18 protein-coding genes are annotated in these 17,864 nt (G+C 66.4%); 12 read left to right on the top strand and 6 right to left on the bottom strand.

The genetic code is table 11. The features are described 5' to 3' along the window. The first annotated feature begins 4 nt into the window (after positions 1-4). From DIS04_RS05115 to tal, 8 genes are all read left to right on the top strand, one after another. Positions 5-916 (top strand): carbohydrate ABC transporter permease, encoded by a 912-nt coding sequence (locus DIS04_RS05115; RefSeq protein WP_111412611.1) that lies wholly within the window; start codon positions 5-7, stop codon positions 914-916. A gap of 12 nt (positions 917-928) precedes the next feature. Further along, positions 929-2,071, top strand: coding sequence for an ABC transporter ATP-binding protein (locus DIS04_RS05110; protein WP_111412610.1), 1,143 nt, complete (start codon positions 929-931; stop codon positions 2,069-2,071). An 11-nt stretch (positions 2,072-2,082) separates the two neighbouring features. Then, positions 2,083-2,802, top strand: coding sequence for an HAD family hydrolase (locus DIS04_RS05105; protein ID WP_111412609.1), 720 nt, complete (start codon positions 2,083-2,085; stop codon positions 2,800-2,802). Further along, positions 2,799-3,581, top strand: coding sequence for an L-iditol 2-dehydrogenase (locus DIS04_RS05100; protein ID WP_111412608.1), 783 nt, complete (start codon positions 2,799-2,801; stop codon positions 3,579-3,581). Before DIS04_RS05105 ends, DIS04_RS05100 begins: the two co-directional genes overlap by 4 nt. Positions 3,582-3,660: 79 nt before the next feature. Continuing rightward, entirely contained in the window at positions 3,661-4,284 is a 624-nt protein-coding gene (locus DIS04_RS05095; protein WP_111412606.1) for a nucleoside triphosphate hydrolase, read from the top strand. A gap of 64 nt (positions 4,285-4,348) precedes the next feature. Then, a complete protein-coding gene (locus DIS04_RS05090) occupies positions 4,349-5,824 on the top strand; it encodes a mannitol dehydrogenase family protein (protein ID WP_111412605.1) in 1,476 nt (491 codons plus the stop codon). A gap of 11 nt (positions 5,825-5,835) precedes the next feature. Beyond that, positions 5,836-7,320, top strand: coding sequence for a xylulokinase (gene xylB, locus DIS04_RS05085; RefSeq protein WP_111412604.1), 1,485 nt, complete (start codon positions 5,836-5,838; stop codon positions 7,318-7,320). A gap of 34 nt (positions 7,321-7,354) precedes the next feature. Next, the gene (gene tal, locus DIS04_RS05080; protein ID WP_111412602.1) at positions 7,355-8,305 is read left to right on the top strand and encodes a transaldolase; all 951 of its coding nucleotides are present in this window, start codon (positions 7,355-7,357) and stop codon (positions 8,303-8,305) included. Between the two features lie 13 nt (positions 8,306-8,318). Here tal and DIS04_RS05075 read toward each other — a convergent pair whose 3' ends face one another. Continuing rightward, a complete protein-coding gene (locus DIS04_RS05075; RefSeq protein WP_111412600.1) occupies positions 8,319-8,630 on the bottom strand; it encodes a YqfO family protein in 312 nt (103 codons plus the stop codon). Positions 8,631-8,863: 233 nt separating this feature from the next. Between DIS04_RS05075 and DIS04_RS05070 the strand changes: the two genes are divergently transcribed. Next, positions 8,864-9,370: a fasciclin domain-containing protein gene (locus DIS04_RS05070; RefSeq protein ID WP_111412599.1), complete on the top strand. Its 507-nt coding sequence runs from the start codon at positions 8,864-8,866 to the stop codon at positions 9,368-9,370. Positions 9,371-9,500: 130 nt separating this feature from the next. Further along, entirely contained in the window at positions 9,501-10,340 is an 840-nt protein-coding gene (locus DIS04_RS05065) for a fructosamine kinase family protein (RefSeq protein ID WP_111412791.1), read from the top strand. A 43-nt stretch (positions 10,341-10,383) separates the two neighbouring features. Here the strand turns inward: DIS04_RS05065 and cynS are convergent, their stop codons facing one another. Genes cynS through DIS04_RS05045 form a run of 4 tightly spaced genes read right to left on the bottom strand, consistent with a single transcriptional unit; the run spans position 10,384 to position 14,107 of the window. Then, a complete protein-coding gene (cynS, locus tag DIS04_RS05060) occupies positions 10,384-10,824 on the bottom strand; it encodes a cyanase (protein ID WP_111412598.1) in 441 nt (146 codons plus the stop codon). Beyond that, positions 10,817-11,770 carry an ABC transporter ATP-binding protein gene (locus DIS04_RS05055; protein WP_111412596.1) on the bottom strand — a complete coding sequence of 318 codons (954 nt, stop codon included), beginning with the start codon at positions 11,768-11,770 and terminating at the stop codon, positions 10,817-10,819. Before DIS04_RS05055 ends, cynS begins: the two co-directional genes overlap by 8 nt. A gap of 5 nt (positions 11,771-11,775) precedes the next feature. Continuing rightward, positions 11,776-12,633: a nitrate ABC transporter permease gene (gene ntrB, locus DIS04_RS05050; protein ID WP_111412595.1), complete on the bottom strand. Its 858-nt coding sequence runs from the start codon at positions 12,631-12,633 to the stop codon at positions 11,776-11,778. Position 12,634: 1 nt separating this feature from the next. Continuing rightward, positions 12,635-14,107 carry a CmpA/NrtA family ABC transporter substrate-binding protein gene (locus DIS04_RS05045; RefSeq protein WP_245904484.1) on the bottom strand — a complete coding sequence of 491 codons (1,473 nt, stop codon included), beginning with the start codon at positions 14,105-14,107 and terminating at the stop codon, positions 12,635-12,637. A gap of 210 nt (positions 14,108-14,317) precedes the next feature. Between DIS04_RS05045 and DIS04_RS05040 the strand changes: the two genes are divergently transcribed. Both DIS04_RS05040 and DIS04_RS20410 read left to right on the top strand, forming a co-directional pair. Continuing rightward, positions 14,318-16,213 carry a sigma-54 interaction domain-containing protein gene (locus DIS04_RS05040; protein WP_245904483.1) on the top strand — a complete coding sequence of 632 codons (1,896 nt, stop codon included), beginning with the start codon at positions 14,318-14,320 and terminating at the stop codon, positions 16,211-16,213. Positions 16,214-16,292: 79 nt separating this feature from the next. Next, positions 16,293-16,700 carry a hypothetical protein gene (locus DIS04_RS20410; RefSeq protein ID WP_162623015.1) on the top strand — a complete coding sequence of 136 codons (408 nt, stop codon included), beginning with the start codon at positions 16,293-16,295 and terminating at the stop codon, positions 16,698-16,700. 26 nt (positions 16,701-16,726) lie between these two features. On the opposite strand, the gene DIS04_RS05035 is transcribed toward DIS04_RS20410, so the two are convergent. Next, complete coding sequence (locus DIS04_RS05035; protein WP_111412591.1) at positions 16,727-17,659, bottom strand: alpha/beta fold hydrolase; 933 nt, start codon at positions 17,657-17,659, stop codon at positions 16,727-16,729. Positions 17,660-17,864: the final 205 nt, after the last annotated feature.

Here is a 17,864-nt window from a genome sequence, read left to right as displayed (position 1 = left end):
GCTCATGACGACACTCAAGACCAAGCAGGCCCTGCCGGCCGAGGGCCACCTGGCCACTGCGCCAGCCAGCGAAGTGCGGGCCCGGCACACGCCGCTGGTGCCCAGCGCCGGAGCACGGCGGGTCTGGCTCACGCTGCTGGGCTGGGGGATCGCACTGCTCATCTTCTTCCCCATCCTGTGGATGGTGCTGACCGGCTTCAAGAGCGAGGCCGAGGCGATCGCCGATCCCAGCCTGATCTTCTCGCCGACGCTCGAAAGCTACATCGCCGTGCAGGCCCGGGCCGACTACTTCAAGTTCGCTCTCAACAGCGTGGTGGTGGCCTTCGGCTCGACCCTGCTGGCGCTGGTGATCGCCATTCCGTCGGCCTATGCCATGGCCTTCCTGCCCACTCGGCGCACCAAGGGCACGCTGCTGTGGATGCTCTCCACCAAGATGCTGCCGCCGGTAGGCGTGCTGGTGCCGATCTACCTGCTGTTCCGCGACGTCGGCCTGCTCGACACCCGCACCGGGCTGGTCATCGTCTACACCCTGATGAACCTGCCGATCGTGGTGTGGATGCTCTACACCTTCTTCAAGGACCTGCCGCGGGACATCCTCGAGGCGGGGCGCATGGACGGCGCCAGTACGCTGCAGGAAGTGCTCTACCTGCTGCTGCCGCTGACCCTGCCGGGCATCGCCTCCACCGGGTTGCTGTCGGTGATCCTGAGCTGGAACGAGGCGTTCTGGAGCCTCAACCTGACCTCATCCAGCGCGGCGCCGCTCACCGCCTACATCGCGTCGTTCTCGAGCCCCGAGGGGCTGTTCTGGGCCAAGCTTTCCGCCGCCTCCACCATGGCCATCGCCCCGATCCTGGTGTTCGGCTGGCTCACCCAGAAACAGATGGTACGCGGCCTCACCTTCGGCGCCGTCAAGTAACGAGGTATTTCCATGGCAACGCTACAACTTCACAACATCGTCAAGCGCTTCGAAGGCACCGAGGTGATCAAGGGCGTCGACCTGGAGGTCAACGACCGCGAGTTCGTGGTCTTCGTCGGCCCCTCCGGCTGCGGCAAGTCGACCCTGCTGCGCATGATCGCCGGCCTCGAGAACGCCACCAGCGGCGATATCATGATCGACGGCAAGCGCATCAACGAGGTCGGCCCTGCCGAGCGCGGTCTGGCGATGGTGTTCCAGAGCTACGCCCTCTACCCGCACATGACCGTCGAGGACAACATGGGCTTCAGCCTCAAGCTCGCCGGGGTGCCCAAGGAGGAGCGTCGGCGCAAGGTGCGCGAGGCGGCCTCGATCCTGCAGCTCGAGCCGCTGCTCGAACGCAAGCCCAAGGCGCTCTCCGGCGGGCAGCGTCAGCGCGTGGCCATCGGCCGTGCCATCGTGCGCAACCCCAGCATCTTTCTGTTCGACGAGCCGCTCTCCAACCTCGACGCGGCGCTGCGGGTGCAGATGCGCATCGAGCTGGCGCGCCTGCACGAGGAGCTCGACGCCACCATGATCTACGTCACCCACGACCAGATCGAGGCCATGACCATGGCCGACAAGATCGTCGTGCTGCAAGGCGGCGTGGTCGAGCAGGTGGGCTCGCCGATGGAGCTCTACCACCATCCGCGCAACCGCTTCGTGGCCGGTTTCATCGGTTCGCCGAAGATGAACTTCCTGGCGGTGGAGCGCGTCGACGCCGGACCCGATGGCGTCGAGGTGCGCCTGCCCGGCGGGGAGACCTGCACGGTGCCGGTCGACGGCAGCAGCCTTCGTGACGACGCCCTGACCCTGGGCATTCGCCCCGAACACCTCGAACTCGACCCGCAGGGGCCGCTCTCGGGGCGCATCGAGGTGATCGAGCGCCTCGGCGGGGTGACCTCGCTCTACGTGCGCATGCAGGACACCCTGATCACCGTAAGCGCCGACGGCAACGTCGCCAGCCGGGTCGGCGATACCCTGCGCTTCGGCTTCGAGCGGGCCTGTGCCCATCTCTTCGATGCCGAGGACCTGGCCCTGCCCAGCCTGGCGCGTCATCCCCTGGCGGGGCTCAACCGCCAGGACAACCGCGCCTCGTCCATGGCCGGCGGCCAATGAGCGGGGCGGGCATGGAAACGTTGATCTTCGACTGCGACGGCGTGCTGGTGGACAGCGAGGTCGTCGCCGAGGCCACGCTGGCGCAGCAGCTTAGCCTGCTGCTGCCGGACATTCCCGAGGACGTCGCCCTGCGCCAGGCGCTGGGCATGACCACCGCGGCGATCCTCGCCCGGCTGGAGCGGCAGAGTGCGCATCGGCTTCCGGCGGATGCGCTGGAGCGCATCGACAGCGCCATCGAGGCGCGCCTGGCCGAGGAGCTGCGCGCCGTCGAGGGGGTGGCGGAGACGCTGGCGCGGATCGAGTTGCCGCTGGCCATCGTCTCCAACAGCCGTCGCCGCCGGGTGCTAGCGTCGCTCGCCGTCACGGGGCTCGACGCCCGGCTGGGCGAGGTGCCGCTGTTCACTGCCGAGGAGGTCGAGCGGCCCAAGCCGGCCCCCGACCTCTACCAACTGGCGGCGCGCCGCATGGGCCGGTCGCCGAGCGACTGCCTGGTGGTCGAGGACAGTGTCTCCGGCGTTACTGCTGCGCATGCCGCCGGCATGACGGTGATCGGCTTCACCGGCGCTAGCCATATCGAGGCGGGGCACGCCGAACGGCTGCGCCAGGCGGGGGCGTGGCGGGTGCTGCCGGCCATGCACGGTCTGGAGGCATTGATCCAGCAGTGGCGCGAGCAACGGCGCACCGGCGCGAAGGTGGCCACCAGCGAAACCGACGAGGACAACCCGAGATGAAACTGCAGGACAAGGTGGCGGTAATCACCGGCGGCGCGCGCGGCATCGGCCTGGCCATCGCCGAGCGCTATCTCGCCGAGGGCGCACGGGTCGCCGTGGCCGATATCGACGTGGCGGCGGTGGAGGAAGCGGTGGCCGGCCTGCGTCCGCTGGGCGCCGAGCGCGTGATGGGCGTCCGCCTGGACGTCTGCGACGTCGACTCCATCCAGGCGATGGTCCAGGCGGTCACCCAGCACCTCGGTGCCATCGACATTCTGGTCAACAACGCCGCGGTATTCGACATGGCGCCGGTGCTCGAGGTCAGTGAAGCCAGCTTCGACCGCCAGTTCGCCGTCAACACCAAGGGCCTGTTCTTCACCCTTCAGGCGGTGGCCCGGCACATGGTGGCTCGCGGCGAGGGCGGGACGATCATCAACATGGCCTCCCAGGCGGGGCGCCGCGGCGAGGCACTGGTGAGCACTTACTGCGCTACCAAGGCCGCGGTGATCAGCCTGACCCAGTCGTGTGCACTCGACCTGATTCGCTACGGCATCCGGGTCAACGGCATCGCCCCGGGGGTGGTCGACACGCCGATGTGGGACGAGGTCGATGCGCTGTTCGCCCGCTTTGAGAATCGCCCGCTGGGCGAGAAGAAGCGCCTGGTCGGCGAGGCAGTGCCCTATGGGCGCATGGGAAAACCCGAAGATCACGCCGGGGCGGCGGTGTTCCTCGCCTCGGACGATAGCGAATATGTCCTCGCTCAAACCTTGAACGTCGATGGAGGCAACTGGATGAGCTAGGCATATACGAAAACTGGCTGCGCTTGCTCGCTGCCTTTTCGAACTCGCCTGATGCCTGCGCTTTAAGTAGGAAACAACAATGAATCCCAATATCCATGACATGGCGGTGCGTTTATTGGAGGCCGCCGAGAATCGGCAGCGCTTCATCGTCGCCCTGGCCGGGCCGCCGGGGGCGGGCAAGTCGTTCCTCTCCGAGTGGCTGTGCCGCGAACTCAACGAGCGGCAGGCGGGCATCGCTGCGGTGGTGCCGATGGATGGCTATCACCTCGACAACGCCATTCTCGAGCCGCTGGGGCAGCTGCCGATCAAGGGCGCTCCGGAGACCTTCGACCCCGATGGCTTGAAGCACGACCTGGAGCGCATTCGCCGTGCCGACAGAGCCGTAGCGGTACCGGTGTTCGACCGCCCGCTGGACCTGGCCCGGGCCGGCGGACGCCTGATCACCCTCGAGCATCGCATCGTCATTGTCGAAGGCAACTACCTGCTGCTCGACCGCGACCCCTGGCGCGAGCTGCACCCGCTGTTCGACATGACCCTGCTGCTCGAAGTCGCCGACGAAGTGCTCGAGGCGCGCCTGATCCAGCGCTGGCTGGGGATGGGGCAGGAGCAGCAGGGCGCCATCGACAAGGCGCGGAACAAGGACATGCTCAATGCCCGGCTGATCAAGCGCGAGTCCATCGCGCCGGACCTCTACTGGCGCTGACCCGCGACTCGTTCGGGCCGCCACCCATTTTCGTTCATTGCCGCCTGCGGCAAGGAGTGCCCCTATGCCTGCTCTCAGCAACGCCACGCTCGCCCGCCTCGACCCACGTGTGGCCGTGCCGCGCTATGACCGCCGTGAGGTGACGCCGGGCATCGTCCATATCGGCGTCGGCGGTTTCCATCGCGCTCACCAGGCCCTGTACCTCGACGAACTGATGAACCGCGGCGAGGCGCTTGACTGGGGTATCGTCGGCGTCGGCGTGCTGCCGGGCGACCGACGCATGCAGGAAGCATTGGCGGCGCAGGACCATCTCTATACGCTGGTGGTGAAGCACACCGATGGCGAGCGCGAGCCGCGGGTGATCGGCGCCATGCTCGACTACCTGTTCGCCCCCGACGACCCCGAGGCCGTCATCGAACGCATGGCCGATCCCGCCATTCGCATCGTCTCGTTGACCGTCACCGAGGGGGGCTACAACTTCCATCCCGTCAGCGGCGAGTTCGATCTCGACAACCCCGAGGTTCGCCACGATCTGGTCCGTCCCGATGCGCCGCGTACCACCTTCGGCCTGGTGGTCGAGGCCCTGGTGCGACGACGCCAGCGTGGCCTAGCACCGTTCACGATCCTCTCGTGCGACAACATCCAGGGCAACGGTGAGGTGGCCAGGCGCATGTTCGCCGCCTTCGCCCGGGCCCGCGACCCGGCGCTGGGCGAGTGGATGGAGACCGAGGTGGCTTTCCCCAATGCCATGGTCGACCGCATCACGCCGGTTACCCAGGAGGACGACATCGCCGAGCTGGCGAGCGAGTTCGGCGTCGAGGATGCCTGGCCGGTGGTGTGCGAACCCTTCACCCAGTGGGTGCTGGAGGACCGTTTCGCCTGCGGCCGGCCGCCCCTCGAGCGGGTCGGCGTCCAGCTGGTCGAGGACGTGGTGCCCTACGAGCTGATGAAGCTGCGCCTGCTCAATGCCAGCCACCAGGCGCTATGTTACTTCGGCACCCTGGCGGGCTATCGCTATGCTCACGAGGTATGCCGCGATCCGCTGTTCGTCGACTTCCTGCTCGGCTACATGCGCCACGAGGGCAGCCCGACGCTGGCGCCGGTGCCGGGGGTGGATCTCGAGCAGTACCGCCAGACCCTGATCGAGCGCTTCGCCAACCCCGAGATCAAGGACACCCTGGCGCGACTGTGCGCCGAAAGCTCCGATCGCATTCCCAAGTGGCTGGTGCCGGTGATTCGCGAGCAGCTCGAGGCAGGCGGCGAGATCCGCCGCAGCGCCGCGGTAGTGGCGAGCTGGGCGCGCTACGCCGAGGGCGTCGACGAGCAGGGCGAACCGATCGTAGTGGTCGACCGCCTCAAGGAGGAACTGATGGCCCTGGCCGCCGAAAACCGCCGTCGGCCCACCGCCTTCATCGACAACCGCGAGCTGTTCGGCGACCTGGTCGAGCACGAGCGCTTCCGCGACGCCTACCTGGCGGCGCTCGAGAGCCTGCACGAACGCGGCGCGCGCGCTACCCTTGAAACCCTGGTCGGGGAGTGAGGAGCGGCGGCATGTATATCGGGGTGGATTGCGGTACCCAGAGCACCAAGGTCGTGGTGGTCGACGTCGAGGGCGAGACGATCCTCGCCGAGGCGAGTCGTCCCCATCGCCTGGTGGAGGGGGCGAGCGGGCGTCGCGAGCAGGCACCGGAGGAGTGGCTCGAGGCCTTCCGCGGCGCCTTCGAGGAGGCCATGGGCCGGGCCGGCATCGCTCGCGGGGCGATCCGTGCCATCGGCGTCTCCGGCCAGCAGCACGGCATGGTGGCACTGGATGCCGAGGGCCTGCCGGTGCATCCCGCCAAGCTGTGGTGCGACACCGAGACGGCGGCGCACAACGCCGCGCTGGTCGAGCGCCTGGGCGGGGCGGCGGGCTGTCTCGACAAGCTCGGCCTGGTGCTGCAGACCGGCTACACCGCCTCCAAGCTCGCCTGGCTGCGCGATACCAACCCCACCGCCTATCGACGTATCGACACCATCCTGCTGCCCCACGACTACCTCAACTACTGGCTCACCGGCGAGAAGGTGGCGGAGGCGGGCGATGCTTCCGGCACCGGCTACTTCGATACTCGCTCGCGACGCTGGCGCCATGACGTCTTCGCCGCGATCGCTCCGGAGCTCGAGCCCTCGCGCGTGCTGCCGCGCCTGATCGACTCCCGCGAGCCCGCCGGCACGCTGCGCCCGAAGATTGCCCGCGAACTGGGGCTGGGCGAGGGCGTGCTGGTCGCGAGCGGGGGAGGCGACAATATGCTCGGTGCCATCGGCACCGGCAACATCGCCCCCGGCATCGTCACCCTGAGCCTAGGCACCTCGGGCACGGTGTGTGCCTATTCGCCCGAGCCGGTACGTGCCGAGAGCGACATGGTGGCCAACTTCTGCGCCAGCCATGGCGGCTGGTTGCCGCTGATCTGCACCATGAATGTGACCTCCGCGAGTACCCTGGTTCGCGAACTCTTCGACCTGGACCTGATCGCCTTCGGCGAGCGCATGGCCGCGGCGCCGATCGGCGCCGCGGGCATCACGGTGCTGCCGTTCTTCAACGGCGAACGGGTCCCGGCGCTGCCGCACGCCTCGGCCAGCTTCCTGGGGCTCGACAGCCGCAACCTGACCCAGGCCAACCTGTGCCGGGCGGTGGTGGAGAGCGCCACCTTCGGCCTGCGCTATGGCCTCGAACTGCTGGGTCCGCTGGCCGCCGGGGCGAGCCAGATACGCCTGATCGGCGGCGGCGCCAAGAGCCCGCTATGGCGCCAGATGGTGGCCGACGTGACCGCGACCCAGGTGGTCTGCCCGCAGGTGACCGATGCCGCCGCACTGGGGGCGGCGCTCCAGGCGGCCTGGTGTGAGCGTCCGGACGCCACGCTGCCCGCGCTGTGCGAGCGCCTGGTGCATCTCGACGAGGCCTCGCTGGCCGAACCGAAGGCGACCAGCGTAAGCGCCTACGAGACAGTCTACGCACGCTATCGCGAGGCGCTGTCCGCCCAGCACGGCATTCCGGCCTGAATCCCTTCCTTCCTCAGCCTAAGGAGCATTGTCCATGACGACGCGACTCGACGCCCTCAAGCAACATTCGCTGGTCGTCGCCGACACCGGCGACCTCGAGGCCATTCGTCGCTACCGGCCGCAGGATGCCACCACCAATCCCTCGCTGCTGCTCAAGGCCTTCGATCTGCCGGGCTACCAGGCGCTGATCGACGAGGAGCTCGCCGCGGTCATGGCCGAAGCCGGCGACCTGCAGGCCCGGGTCGAGCGCGCCGTGGACCGCCTGGCGGTAGCCAAGGGGGCGGAAATCACCCGGCTGGTGCCGGGGCGAGTATCCACCGAAGTGGCCGCCAAGCTCTCCTTCGACACCGCGGCCAGCGTGCGCAAGGCCCATGAGCTGGTCGAGCTGTACGAGCGGCGAGGCGTCGGCCGCGAGCGGGTGCTGATCAAGCTGGCTTCCACCTGGGAGGGCATTCGCGCCGCCGAACGACTCGAGCGGGAGGGCATCAATTGCAACCTCACGCTGTTGTTCAGCGACGCCCAGGCCCAGGCCTGCTTCGATGCCGGGGTGTTCCTGATCTCGCCGTTCGTCGGCCGGGTCACCGACTGGTACAAGAAGGAGACCGGCAAGGAGTACGCGCCGGACGAAGACCCCGGGGTGGAGTTCGTGCGCGGTGTGTGCGAGCGCGCCGGTCGTGGTGGCTATGACACCGTGGTGATGGGGGCGAGCTTTCGCACCAGCGGCCAGGTACTGGCGCTGGCCGGCTGTCATCGCCTGACGATCTCCCCGGCGCTGCTGGAGGAGCTTGCCTCGCAGGAGGGCGACGTCGAGCCACGGGTGACCTTCCCCGCCCCCGGCGAGCGCCCCGCGGCGCTCCCCGAGCCCACGTTCCGCTGGCAGCACAACCAGGACGCCATGGCCAACGACAAGTTGGCCGAAGGCATTCGCCGCTTCGCCGAGGACCAGGAGCAGCTCGAGCGGCGCATCGCCGCGCGGTTGGAGTGAGGCCTAAGCCAGCCTAAAAGGCTTCCAGCTTCCACACGTCGTAGGCCGGCTCCTCGTAGGGGTGCGCACGGCGCAGGGCGTCGACGGCATCGCGGATGAGCGCATCCTCGCACACCAGCTCCACCTTGAGCTCCTCGACCCGCTCCAGGTCGCCCACCGTGCCGATGTGCGGATTGGCGCCGGCGAGCGGGCGAAACTGGCCGCTACCGCGGGTCTCGAAGCAGCACGCCTCGTAGTCGCCGATGCGTCCCGCGCCGGTGGCGAACACGGCTTCCTTGACCGCGTCGGCCTCCGCGAGCGGAACGTAGAAGGCAAGCTTGTACATCTCTTTCTCCTTATCGCATGGGCATGGCGCTGGCCAGGCCGCACCGGGTCGCGCCCGGGGGCATGGCCCTGGTCCCATTGTGGCCACCGGCCCCGCCCGCGTCAGCCCTCGAGAGGAGGCCGGCGGAGGGCAAAAATAAATATTGTGCAATAGCTGTACATGATCTAGATTTCGTACAAGGCGGCGATCTGGCCGCCCGGGGTACCAAGTCAACACTGTGAGGAAACGCATCGATGAAGACGTTTCAAGTGGTTGCCGCCCGGTGGCTGGGAGCGGGCATGCTGGGGGCCATGCTGGCTGGCGGGGTGCAGGCCGATAGCCATGGCGAAAAGCAGGACATCGTCGATACCGCCGTGGCGGCAGGGCAGTTCGAGACGCTGGCCGCCGCGCTGGAAGCGGCCGACCTGGTCGAGACCCTCAAGGGGGACGGGCCGTTCACCGTCTTCGCTCCCACTGACGAGGCATTTGCCGCGCTGCCGGAAGGCACCGTGGACGAGCTGCTTGAGCCGGAGAACCGCGAGCAGCTCGCGGCCGTGCTCACTTACCATGTCGTGTCAGGCAAGGTCATGGCCGAGGATGCCATGGGGCTCGACAGCGCGACGACCGTACAGGGGCAGGACATCTCGATCTCCAGCTCGGACGGCAGCGTCATGATCAACGACGCCAACGTGATCCAGGCCGATATCGAGGCAAGCAACGGCGTCATCCATGTAATCGACAGCGTGCTGATCCCCGAGTGACAGCGTCATCCCCGCCGTGCCCGACTAGCCACCCCTCCGGGGGTGGTTTTTTTTGGCCTTGGGCAAGGGCGCCGGGCATGGCATGGTGGAGGGCTTCTGCCCGAACGAGCTGAGCGCCAAGGGGGACGCCATGGACACGACACTCGACGCACTGCTGGAAGCCACGGGGCTCTCGCCCATGGGGCCGTCACATCCGCTCGGGGGCGGCGATATCGCCGCCGTCTACCGGCTCGAGACGTCGCGGGGGCCGGTCGTGGCCAAGCGCGACGACCCCGGGCGCCTGGCCGGTGAGGCCGAGGGTCTCGAGGCCCTGCGCGATGCCGCGAGCCCGCTGATCGTGCCCGAGGTGCTGGCGCTGGGTGACGGCTGGCTGGTGATGGAGGCGCTGGAGACGGGCTCGCGCACGCCGCGCTCGGCGGCGGCGCTGGGCGAGGGGCTGCGCCAGCTGCACGCCCACACCGCCGCCGAGCATGGCTGGCCGCGGGACAACGCTTGCGGGCGTACGCCGCAGGCCAATGCGCCGTTCGCCGACGGACGTGCCTTCCAGCGCGAGCGCCGCCTGCTGCCGCTGGCCCGGGCCTGCCACGAGCGCGGGTTGTTGGACGACCGGCTGCGCGGGCGCATCGAAGCGCTGGCGGAGGGCCTGGAAACCTGGCTGCCCGACGCGCCGGCGAGCCTGCTGCACGGCGACCTGTGGGCGGGCAATGTGCTCCACACGCCGCGGGGGCCGGCGATCCTCGACCCGGCGGTGTACCGCCACTACCCCGAGGTGGACCTGGCCATGCTGACGCTGTTCGGTTCGCCCGGTGCGGCCTTCTTCGAGGCCTACTGGGACGGCAGCACGCCGGCCGACTGGCCGCGGCGCGAGGCGCTGTTCCAGCTCTACCCGCTGCTCAACCACCTGCTGCTGTTCGGTGGCGGCTATCGTGGCGGGGTAGAGCGAGCAGTCGCCAGGACCGAACGGGGTTGAAGGAGCCGCCTCGCCGGCAGGCGAGCACGGCTTCCAGCAATTCCTACCAGGCCTTGTAGGGCAGGAACTTGCCGTTGAGCGTCAGTAGTACCCGGTCGCCCTTGGGGTCCTCTACCTTGTCGACATCCATGGTGAAATCGATGGCGCTCATGATGCCGTCGCCGAACTTCTCCTGAACCACGTCCTTGAGCGTTTCGCCATAGACACCCACTACCTCGTAGAGCCGGTAAACGAACGGATCCTGTGGAATCGCCTCGTCCCAGGCCTTGACAGGAAAGGCCTGCAACGCTTCGGCGACGTCGCTTTCCACTTCGAGCACGTCGCACAGCTTGTGGGCCACGGTTTGGCTGGCGCTGTTCATACCGTAGCAGGCCGAGGCCGTCCATACCGGCGACATGCCGATGGCGCTGGCGATCTCGTCCCAGCTCAGCTTCTTGCGGGCCTTGGCGGCGAGTAGGGTATGGCGCATTTCGAGCTTATCCATGGTGGGTCTCCTTGGGAGTGAAGCTGACCAGCTTATGGGTGGTTGGATCGGTGGGCAGGCCTTCGGCCTTGCCGGAGCTGGCCGAGGCAGCCGCCTCGGCTATGGGGTCGACCTGCCGGGGGTAGTGCAGGCCGCGTGAATCGGGTTTGGCGGTGCGTAGCTCGCTGGCCCGATTCACCAGGAAGTCGACCAGGTAGTTGCGCAGGGCATAGAAGTGCGGATGCTTGACGATCTCGCCCCGTGAGCGTGGCCTCGGCAGGTCGATCTCCACGGCTTCGGCGATGCGCGCTTCGGGTCCGTTGGTCATCAGCAGGATGCGGTCGGCCAGCAGGATCGCCTCGTCGACGTCGTGGGTAATCATGAATACCGTCTGGCGATCCTGACTCCAGATCTTGAGCAGCTCGTCCTGGATTACGCCACGGGTGAGCGCGTCCAGCGCACCGAAAGGTTCGTCGAGCAGCAGTAGTTCTGGCCTGGTGGCGAACGCCCGGGCGATGCTCACGCGCTGGCGCATCCCGCCGGAAAGCTGGGCCGGCTTGCGCGTGATCACGTCCTTCAGGCCGACCATCTGCAGGTAGCGCAGGCTGTGCTCGGTGACCTGGCGCTCATCCCACTCCTTCCAGCGGGCACGCACGCCGAAACGCACGTTTTCCAGCGCCGTCAGCCAGGGCAGCAGGCTGTAGTTCTGGAATACCACGCCCCGCTCGAGGCTGGGGCCGCCGATCTCGCGACCATCCATGATCATGGCGCCGTCGCTAAGGCTGTCGAGTCCTGCCAGGGCGTTCATGATGGTCGACTTGCCACAGCCGGAATGGCCGATGATGCAGACGAATTCCCCCTTCTGCAGCTGGAAACTGACGTTCTCGAATACCGTGAGGTCGGGGCTTCCCTTGTTGCCGGGAAAGCGCTTGGCGGCCTGCTGGACTTCCACGAAGGCATGAGTCATGGCGCTTACTCCTGGTAGGTGACCAGTCGGGCGATCGATGAGAGGGCAAGATCGAGCAGCATGCCTACCACGCCGATCATCAGGATCGAGAAGATTACGCTGGTCAGGTCGAGGTTGTTCCATTCGTTCCACACGTAGTAGCCGATGCCGGTGCCGCCCACGAGCATCTCGGCGGCGACGATCACCAGCCAGGCAATGCCGATGGAGATGCGCATGCCGGTGAGGATGGTGGGGGCCGCGGCGGGCAGGATGACCTTGAAGGCCGTCTTCAATGGCGACAGCTCGTGGGTACGGGCCACATTGACCCAATCGCGGCGTACGCCGGCCACACCGAAGGCGGTATTGAGCAGCATCGGCCAGATCGAGCAGATAAAAATCACGAAGATCGCCGAGGCCTCGGAGTCGCGGATGATGAACAGCGCCAAGGGCATCCACGCCAGCGGTGAGATGGGGCGTAGCACCTGTATGTAGGGGTTGAGCGCCTTGTACATCAGCGGTGACATGCCGATCAGAAAGCCCACGGGAATGGCGATCATGGCTGCGGCCAGGTAGCCCGAAAGGACTCGAAACAGTGAATAGCCGAGCTGGATACCGATACCCTTGTCGTTGGGGCCGGCATCGTAGAAGGGGTTGGAGAGCTCGGTCCAGGCGCGTTCAATGATGGCTGAGGGCGGCGGCATCCGTGCCCTCTCGTCAGCGCCGCCCATCAGCATCTCGTACTCGCTGAGCTCTCCACCGCCGCCCAGCAAGGGTGCGCGATCGAGGCCTTCCCACAGGCCCAGGCCGACTACCAGCAACAGCACGGCCAGCACCGTCGCCCTGACATTGAGGCTCAGGTTCCATTCGGTAGTGGTGCGGTCCATGTCAGCTCCTCCGTATCGCGAAGCTCTCGACGTAGGCTTCGGGTTGGGTGTAGTCGAAGGTCTTGCCCATGATTTCGAAATTTCGAGCGTTCTCGTCCGGCGCGTCGTAGCCCAGTTCACGCATCACCTCGCGGGTCTCGGTGGCGAGGTAGACATCGCGGGCGACCTGTTGATAATCAACGTGGTCTTCGATGTAGCCCCAGCGTTTCATTTGGGTGAGGATCCATACCGCCATCGATTGCCAGGGAAAGGGGTCAAAGTCGATGCGGTCGGGCACGTTCTGCACGTTGCCCAGTCCGTCGGCGAAACGTCCGGTGAGTACCTGCTCGATCACCGACGCCGGCTGGTTGAGGTAATTCGTGGGAGCAATCGCTTCGGCGATCTCCTTGCGGTTTTCCGGGTTCGACGAGTACTGGGTGGCATCGACGATCGAGCGCAGCAGTGCGCCGTAGGTGTTGGGGTTCTCGCGGGCGAAGCGCGCACTGGTGGCAAAGGCGCAGCAGGGGTGGCCGTCCCAGATCTCCTTGGTCAGCAGGTGGATGAAGCCAATGCGCTCGAACACCGCACGCTGATTGAACGGGTCGGGCGAGAGGAAACCGTCGATATTTCCGGCACGCAGGTTGGCGACCATCTCGGGCGGCGGGATCACCCGGATCTGGAGGTCCTGGTCGGGATCGAGGCCGTGCTCGGCGACGTAGTAGCGCAGCAGGAAGTTGTGCATCGAGTACTCGAAGGGCACACCGAAGGTGAAGCCCTTCCACTGCTGCGGGGCGCGCTTGTCCTGATGGTCGTTGTGCAGCACTATCGCCTGGCCGTTGATGTTCTCCACCGCTGGCATGATGAAGTGCTCGGGGCTGGAACCGGCGCCCAGGGTCATGGCCAGTGGCATCGGGGTGAGCATGTGCGCGGCGTCGTACTCACGGTTGAGCGACTTGTCGCGGGCCACTGCCCAACCGGCAGTCTTGATCACGCTGACGTCGAGCCCGTAGCGCTCATAGAAACCCATGGGATGCGCCATGATGATCGGCGTGGCGCAGGTGATCGGCACGAAGCCGACGTCGAGCCGGGTCTTCTCCAGTGGGCCGAGATCCTCCTTCACGGCGGCCTTGATGGCGTCCATGGGCAGCAGGCTCGCCAGGGCCGCGGCCACGGTACCGCCGCCGACCAGCTTCATGAACTGGCGCCGATGCATGTCGCTATGGCCGAACATGCCGCGGACCAGGGCGCTCTCGACCATGCGGTCCATCATCGCTTCGCTGTCGTGTGGGATGTCGGCGCCGCTGCCGGTAGCGGCGCGAGCGCCTTGGTTGCACTCTTCGCAGCCGCAATGACGGGCGTGGATCAGCGACTGGCGATGGTCGAATGGGTTTCCCAGACTGTTGTGATCGTTGTTCATGTCGTTGTTCACCTCGAGTGCGCGGGGAAGTCGGTTGCCTGCACTGACCTGGTGCATGGGGACAAGGCGTGCCGGCATTCCAGCATCTCCAAGCCAGAGGCGTGCCATCGCGGAGAGTGGGTGACTTTTTGCTTTGTCTTCAGTTCGTTGCATTTGCCCGATCTGGTACGTGGAGGATCCGGGTGGGCGACGATATTTCGTCATTTACGATATCTCGTTGCTGCGTCGACGAATTTTCGTCGCTGGTACGCGGTTTGTATGGTTTCGGTAAAACGCACCGGAGCCGTCATGTCCCTGTCTGCCATCACTGACGAGGTCTTCCGTCAATCTCCCATCGCCCTGTTGCTGGTCGACCCCTCGGCCGACCGGCTGCTGGCGGCCAATGCCGCGGCGTGCTGCCTGCTAGGTGCAACCTTCGAGCGATTGGCCTCACGCCCCTTCAGTCACTGCCTCGGGCCTTCGTTGCCGCTCTGGGTGGCCTTCAGCGACGAAACCATGCAGCGTTCGCCGACTTGGTCGGACGACCTGCAACTGCACGACGTGCAGCGCGTGCCGCATCGAGTGGAGGTCTATGGCCAGGCACGCGAGGACCAGAGCCTGATTTTCGCCGTGATCGAGCTCGACAAGGCCGAGCAGCATCGGGCACGGGCCGATCTGTGGCGACGCCACCGCCGCGGCCATGTGGGCTGGGAGCGGGTCGAGCAGGTGTTCGAGCGTATCGAGCGGCAGAATCAGTTGATCCTGGGTGCTGCCGGCGAGGGCATCTACGGGCTCGATGCCGAGGGCAGGACCACCTTCGTCAACCCTGCCGCCGAACGCATACTGGGCTGGAGCAGCGAAGACATGGTGGGACACGACGCCCATCAGATGTTCCACCACACTCACGCCGACGGCAGCCACTTCCCGGTACAGCAGTGCTCCATCCACGCCTCCTTCAGCGACGGCCAGGTGCATCGGGTAGACAGCGAGGTGTTCTGGCACAAGAACGGGGAGGCGATTCCGGTCGAGTACACCAGCACGCCGATTTTCGAGACGGGGCGGCTGGTGGGGGCGGTGGTGCTGTTCCGCGACATTCGCGAGCGCAAGCGCGCCGAACAGCAGCTGCGCGATGCGCTGGCCGAGGTCGAGTCGCTCAAGCAGCGTCTGGAACTCGAGAACCAGTACTTGCAGGAGGAGATCACCGCCGAGATCAACCACCGCGAGATCGTCGGCGAGAGCCCAGCAGTTGCGCATCTGGTGCGCCAGCTCGCGCTGGTCGCGCCCACCGATGCCAATGTGCTAGTCACCGGTGAATCGGGTACCGGTAAGGAGCTGATTGCTCGGGCCATCCATGCCGCAAGCCAGCGCAGCGACCGACCGCTGATCCGAGTCAACTGTGCGGCGATCCCCCGCGACCTGTTCGAGAGCGAGTTCTTCGGCCACGTGAAAGGGGCATTCACCGGCGCGGTGAACGATCGTCCGGGACGCTTCGAGCTGGCCGATGGCGGCACGCTGTTCCTCGACGAGGTCGGCGAGATACCGCTCGAACTGCAGAGCAAGCTACTGCGCGTGCTGCAGGATCAGCAGTTCGAACGCGTCGGCGACGACCGCACCCGTGAGGTCGATGTGCGCGTGATCGCGGCAACCAATCGTCAACTGAGCGAGATGATCGCCGCTGGCCTATTCCGCGAGGATCTATACTTTCGTCTCAATGTCTTTCCCATCACCTCGGTGCCGCTGCGCGAACGCATCGGCGATGTGCCGCTACTGGCCAGTCATTTCCTGCGCCGCGCCTGCCAGAAGTTCAACAAGCCCGGCATGCGCATCCCGCCGGCTCAGATGGAGGCGCTCAAGCGCTACGCCTGGCCGGGCAACATCCGCGAACTGGAGAACGTGATCGAGCGCCAGGTGATCGTCACGCAGCGCCGCGATCTTGCCTTCGACGAGCTCCTGGCGGCGGCCGGGGCGGTGTCGTTGGCTGCGCCCGAGAGAATGTCCTGGGCGGGAGCGGTGGATCCGCCCGGGCCGCTGTCCGAGCAGGAGATGGCCCTGCGCCAGCGCGACAATGTCGTGGCGGCATTACGTGCCTGTGGCGGCAAGGTGGCGGGCCAGGGTGGAGCGGCCGAGCTGCTGGGATTGCGCCCGACGACGCTGCGCTCGCGGCTCAAGGCATGGCGCATCGAGCCGCGCGACTTCCGCGCCTAGCCTTGGGCGGCTTCCTGCCTATACTGGAGGCCTGAGGCAGGCATGCCGAGTATGACGGTGAACGCGGGAGGGCATAACCATGAAGCAGTCGGTGGGAGCCGATCGGGTACGCGCTTGCATCATGGCTATGGTGGGTTGCTGTGCCGCGGGTGCCGCCGCCTGGGCTGCGCCGGGTGAGCCGCGCCACGCGCCGGCGTTCTCCGCCTGGCAGCCGGTCCTTCAACCCTTCGCATGGCAGCGCGAGCACTGGCGGCAGCGCAGGCGACACGACCCCTCCTTCGTCATCGAGCTGCCCCCATCGCTCTTCGACCCGAACCCCAACTGGGGGCATGCGCCGACACCCGCCGTGCCACCACGCCCCGCTCCGGTAGCTTCCCAAGAGCGCGGCGAGATGTGGCGCGACGACGTGGTGGGTTCCGGCAGTGGGGGGCGGATCGAGGTGCAGCCCGAAGGACGAATACTGCGCAGCCGGCCGCGCTCGGACTGATCAGTGTCGCCCCAGCGAGATGCCAACTAAGTTGACGAGTCGGTGCCCTTGAGAGGTTTTCCCTGCCTCGCCCAGGCAAGAAACCGCTGCCACCAACTTTCTGAATAGCGCCGGGGGCTGCGGTGGGGGCGGGTGAGAAATTCGGCAATGGGCGCGACCTGGCTATCGCGGTCGAGCATCGGTGCGTGTCCGCAGCCGTGCACTTCCAGGGTAACCAGAGCGGGTTGTACTTCGGCCATCTTCAGAAGGCTCTCGGCATCCAGCAAAGGCGAGTCGGCACCGCGTATCGCCATCAGTGGGCACTGGATGGCTCGCCAGTCTGCCCAGGTGTCCCGGGGTGTGTCGTGGATAAATTGTTCGGCAATGCGGGGGTCGTAATGATAGGTCCAACTGCCGTCAGGCAGGCGCCGTGCGCTGCCAAGTGCCAACTGACGCCAGGCATCCTCGCTCTCAATGCCGAAACCGGCATAATGCTCGGTCAGCGCTGCTTGTAGCTGGGCGAAGGTGGTGAAACGATGCGGCCTGCCGAAATAGAGCGCCAGCTGCGTCAGGCCCTGGGGGTTCAATTCGGGGCCGACGTCATTGAGCACCAGGCGTTCGATACGATGCGCGCTCTCGGGGTCGGCTGCCAGCAGCATACCCAGCAGTCCACCCATGGAGGTGCCGACCCAAGGCACTTTCTCCAGCTCGAAGTGGTCCAGCACGGCCAGCGCCACCTTCTTGTAGTTGTGATAAAGGTAGTCCTGCGCCGGCATGAGCGACCAGCTCGAAAGCCCTCGCCCCGGCGTGTCGGGGGCCAGTACCCTCCATCCGGGCCCGAGCGCGCGGGCAAAACCTTCGAAATCGCCACCGTGGCGTGCCAAGCCATGCCAGACGACCACGGTTCTCGATGCGTCGGGGTGCCAGATGCGCACTGCTATTTCCAAGCTTCCGAGTGGAACCAGCTCCAGTGCATCCATTCCAACCTCCGTCATGGCCGCTATGTTGCTATGCAGCATAGCCTGTTTTTCTGCCGTCGCTCTACTGGCGGGAAGCAATGGAACCTGGCCACGACTCGTGCATACATGGCTGTAGCTATCTTCCATCGCAAGCAAGTTAACCGCATATGTCGCTACGATGGGTGTGTGGTGGCAGTGATGGAACGTGGTGCACCCCGAAGGGCGC

This window comes from Billgrantia lactosivorans (assembly GCF_003254665.1).
Classification (GTDB): Bacteria; Pseudomonadota; Gammaproteobacteria; order Pseudomonadales; family Halomonadaceae; genus Halomonas; species Halomonas lactosivorans.
Note: the sequence above shows the minus strand (reverse complement) of the source record. Positions and strands in the feature narration are given on the sequence as shown.

Coding starts and splice junctions, on each gene's coding strand:
- DIS04_RS05095 (WP_111412606.1), top strand. CDS start 3,661: ATGAATCCCAATATCCATGACATGGCGGTGCGTTTATTGGAGGCCGCC.
- DIS04_RS05040 (WP_245904483.1), top strand. CDS start 14,318: ATGTCCCTGTCTGCCATCACTGACGAGGTCTTCCGTCAATCTCCCATC.
- DIS04_RS05070 (WP_111412599.1), top strand. CDS start 8,864: ATGAAGACGTTTCAAGTGGTTGCCGCCCGGTGGCTGGGAGCGGGCATG.
- DIS04_RS05100 (WP_111412608.1), top strand. CDS start 2,799: ATGAAACTGCAGGACAAGGTGGCGGTAATCACCGGCGGCGCGCGCGGC.
- DIS04_RS05075 (WP_111412600.1), bottom strand. CDS start 8,630: ATGTACAAGCTTGCCTTCTACGTTCCGCTCGCGGAGGCCGACGCGGTC.
- xylB (WP_111412604.1), top strand. CDS start 5,836: ATGTATATCGGGGTGGATTGCGGTACCCAGAGCACCAAGGTCGTGGTG.
- cynS (WP_111412598.1), bottom strand. CDS start 10,824: ATGGATAAGCTCGAAATGCGCCATACCCTACTCGCCGCCAAGGCCCGC.
- DIS04_RS05115 (WP_111412611.1), top strand. CDS start 5: ATGACGACACTCAAGACCAAGCAGGCCCTGCCGGCCGAGGGCCACCTG.
- DIS04_RS05045 (WP_245904484.1), bottom strand. CDS start 14,107: ATGCCGGCACGCCTTGTCCCCATGCACCAGGTCAGTGCAGGCAACCGA.
- DIS04_RS05105 (WP_111412609.1), top strand. CDS start 2,083: ATGGAAACGTTGATCTTCGACTGCGACGGCGTGCTGGTGGACAGCGAG.
- DIS04_RS05110 (WP_111412610.1), top strand. CDS start 929: ATGGCAACGCTACAACTTCACAACATCGTCAAGCGCTTCGAAGGCACC.
- tal (WP_111412602.1), top strand. CDS start 7,355: ATGACGACGCGACTCGACGCCCTCAAGCAACATTCGCTGGTCGTCGCC.
- DIS04_RS20410 (WP_162623015.1), top strand. CDS start 16,293: ATGAAGCAGTCGGTGGGAGCCGATCGGGTACGCGCTTGCATCATGGCT.
- ntrB (WP_111412595.1), bottom strand. CDS start 12,633: ATGGACCGCACCACTACCGAATGGAACCTGAGCCTCAATGTCAGGGCG.
- DIS04_RS05055 (WP_111412596.1), bottom strand. CDS start 11,770: ATGACTCATGCCTTCGTGGAAGTCCAGCAGGCCGCCAAGCGCTTTCCC.
- DIS04_RS05065 (WP_111412791.1), top strand. CDS start 9,501: ATGGACACGACACTCGACGCACTGCTGGAAGCCACGGGGCTCTCGCCC.
- DIS04_RS05090 (WP_111412605.1), top strand. CDS start 4,349: ATGCCTGCTCTCAGCAACGCCACGCTCGCCCGCCTCGACCCACGTGTG.
- DIS04_RS05035 (WP_111412591.1), bottom strand. CDS start 17,659: ATGGATGCACTGGAGCTGGTTCCACTCGGAAGCTTGGAAATAGCAGTG.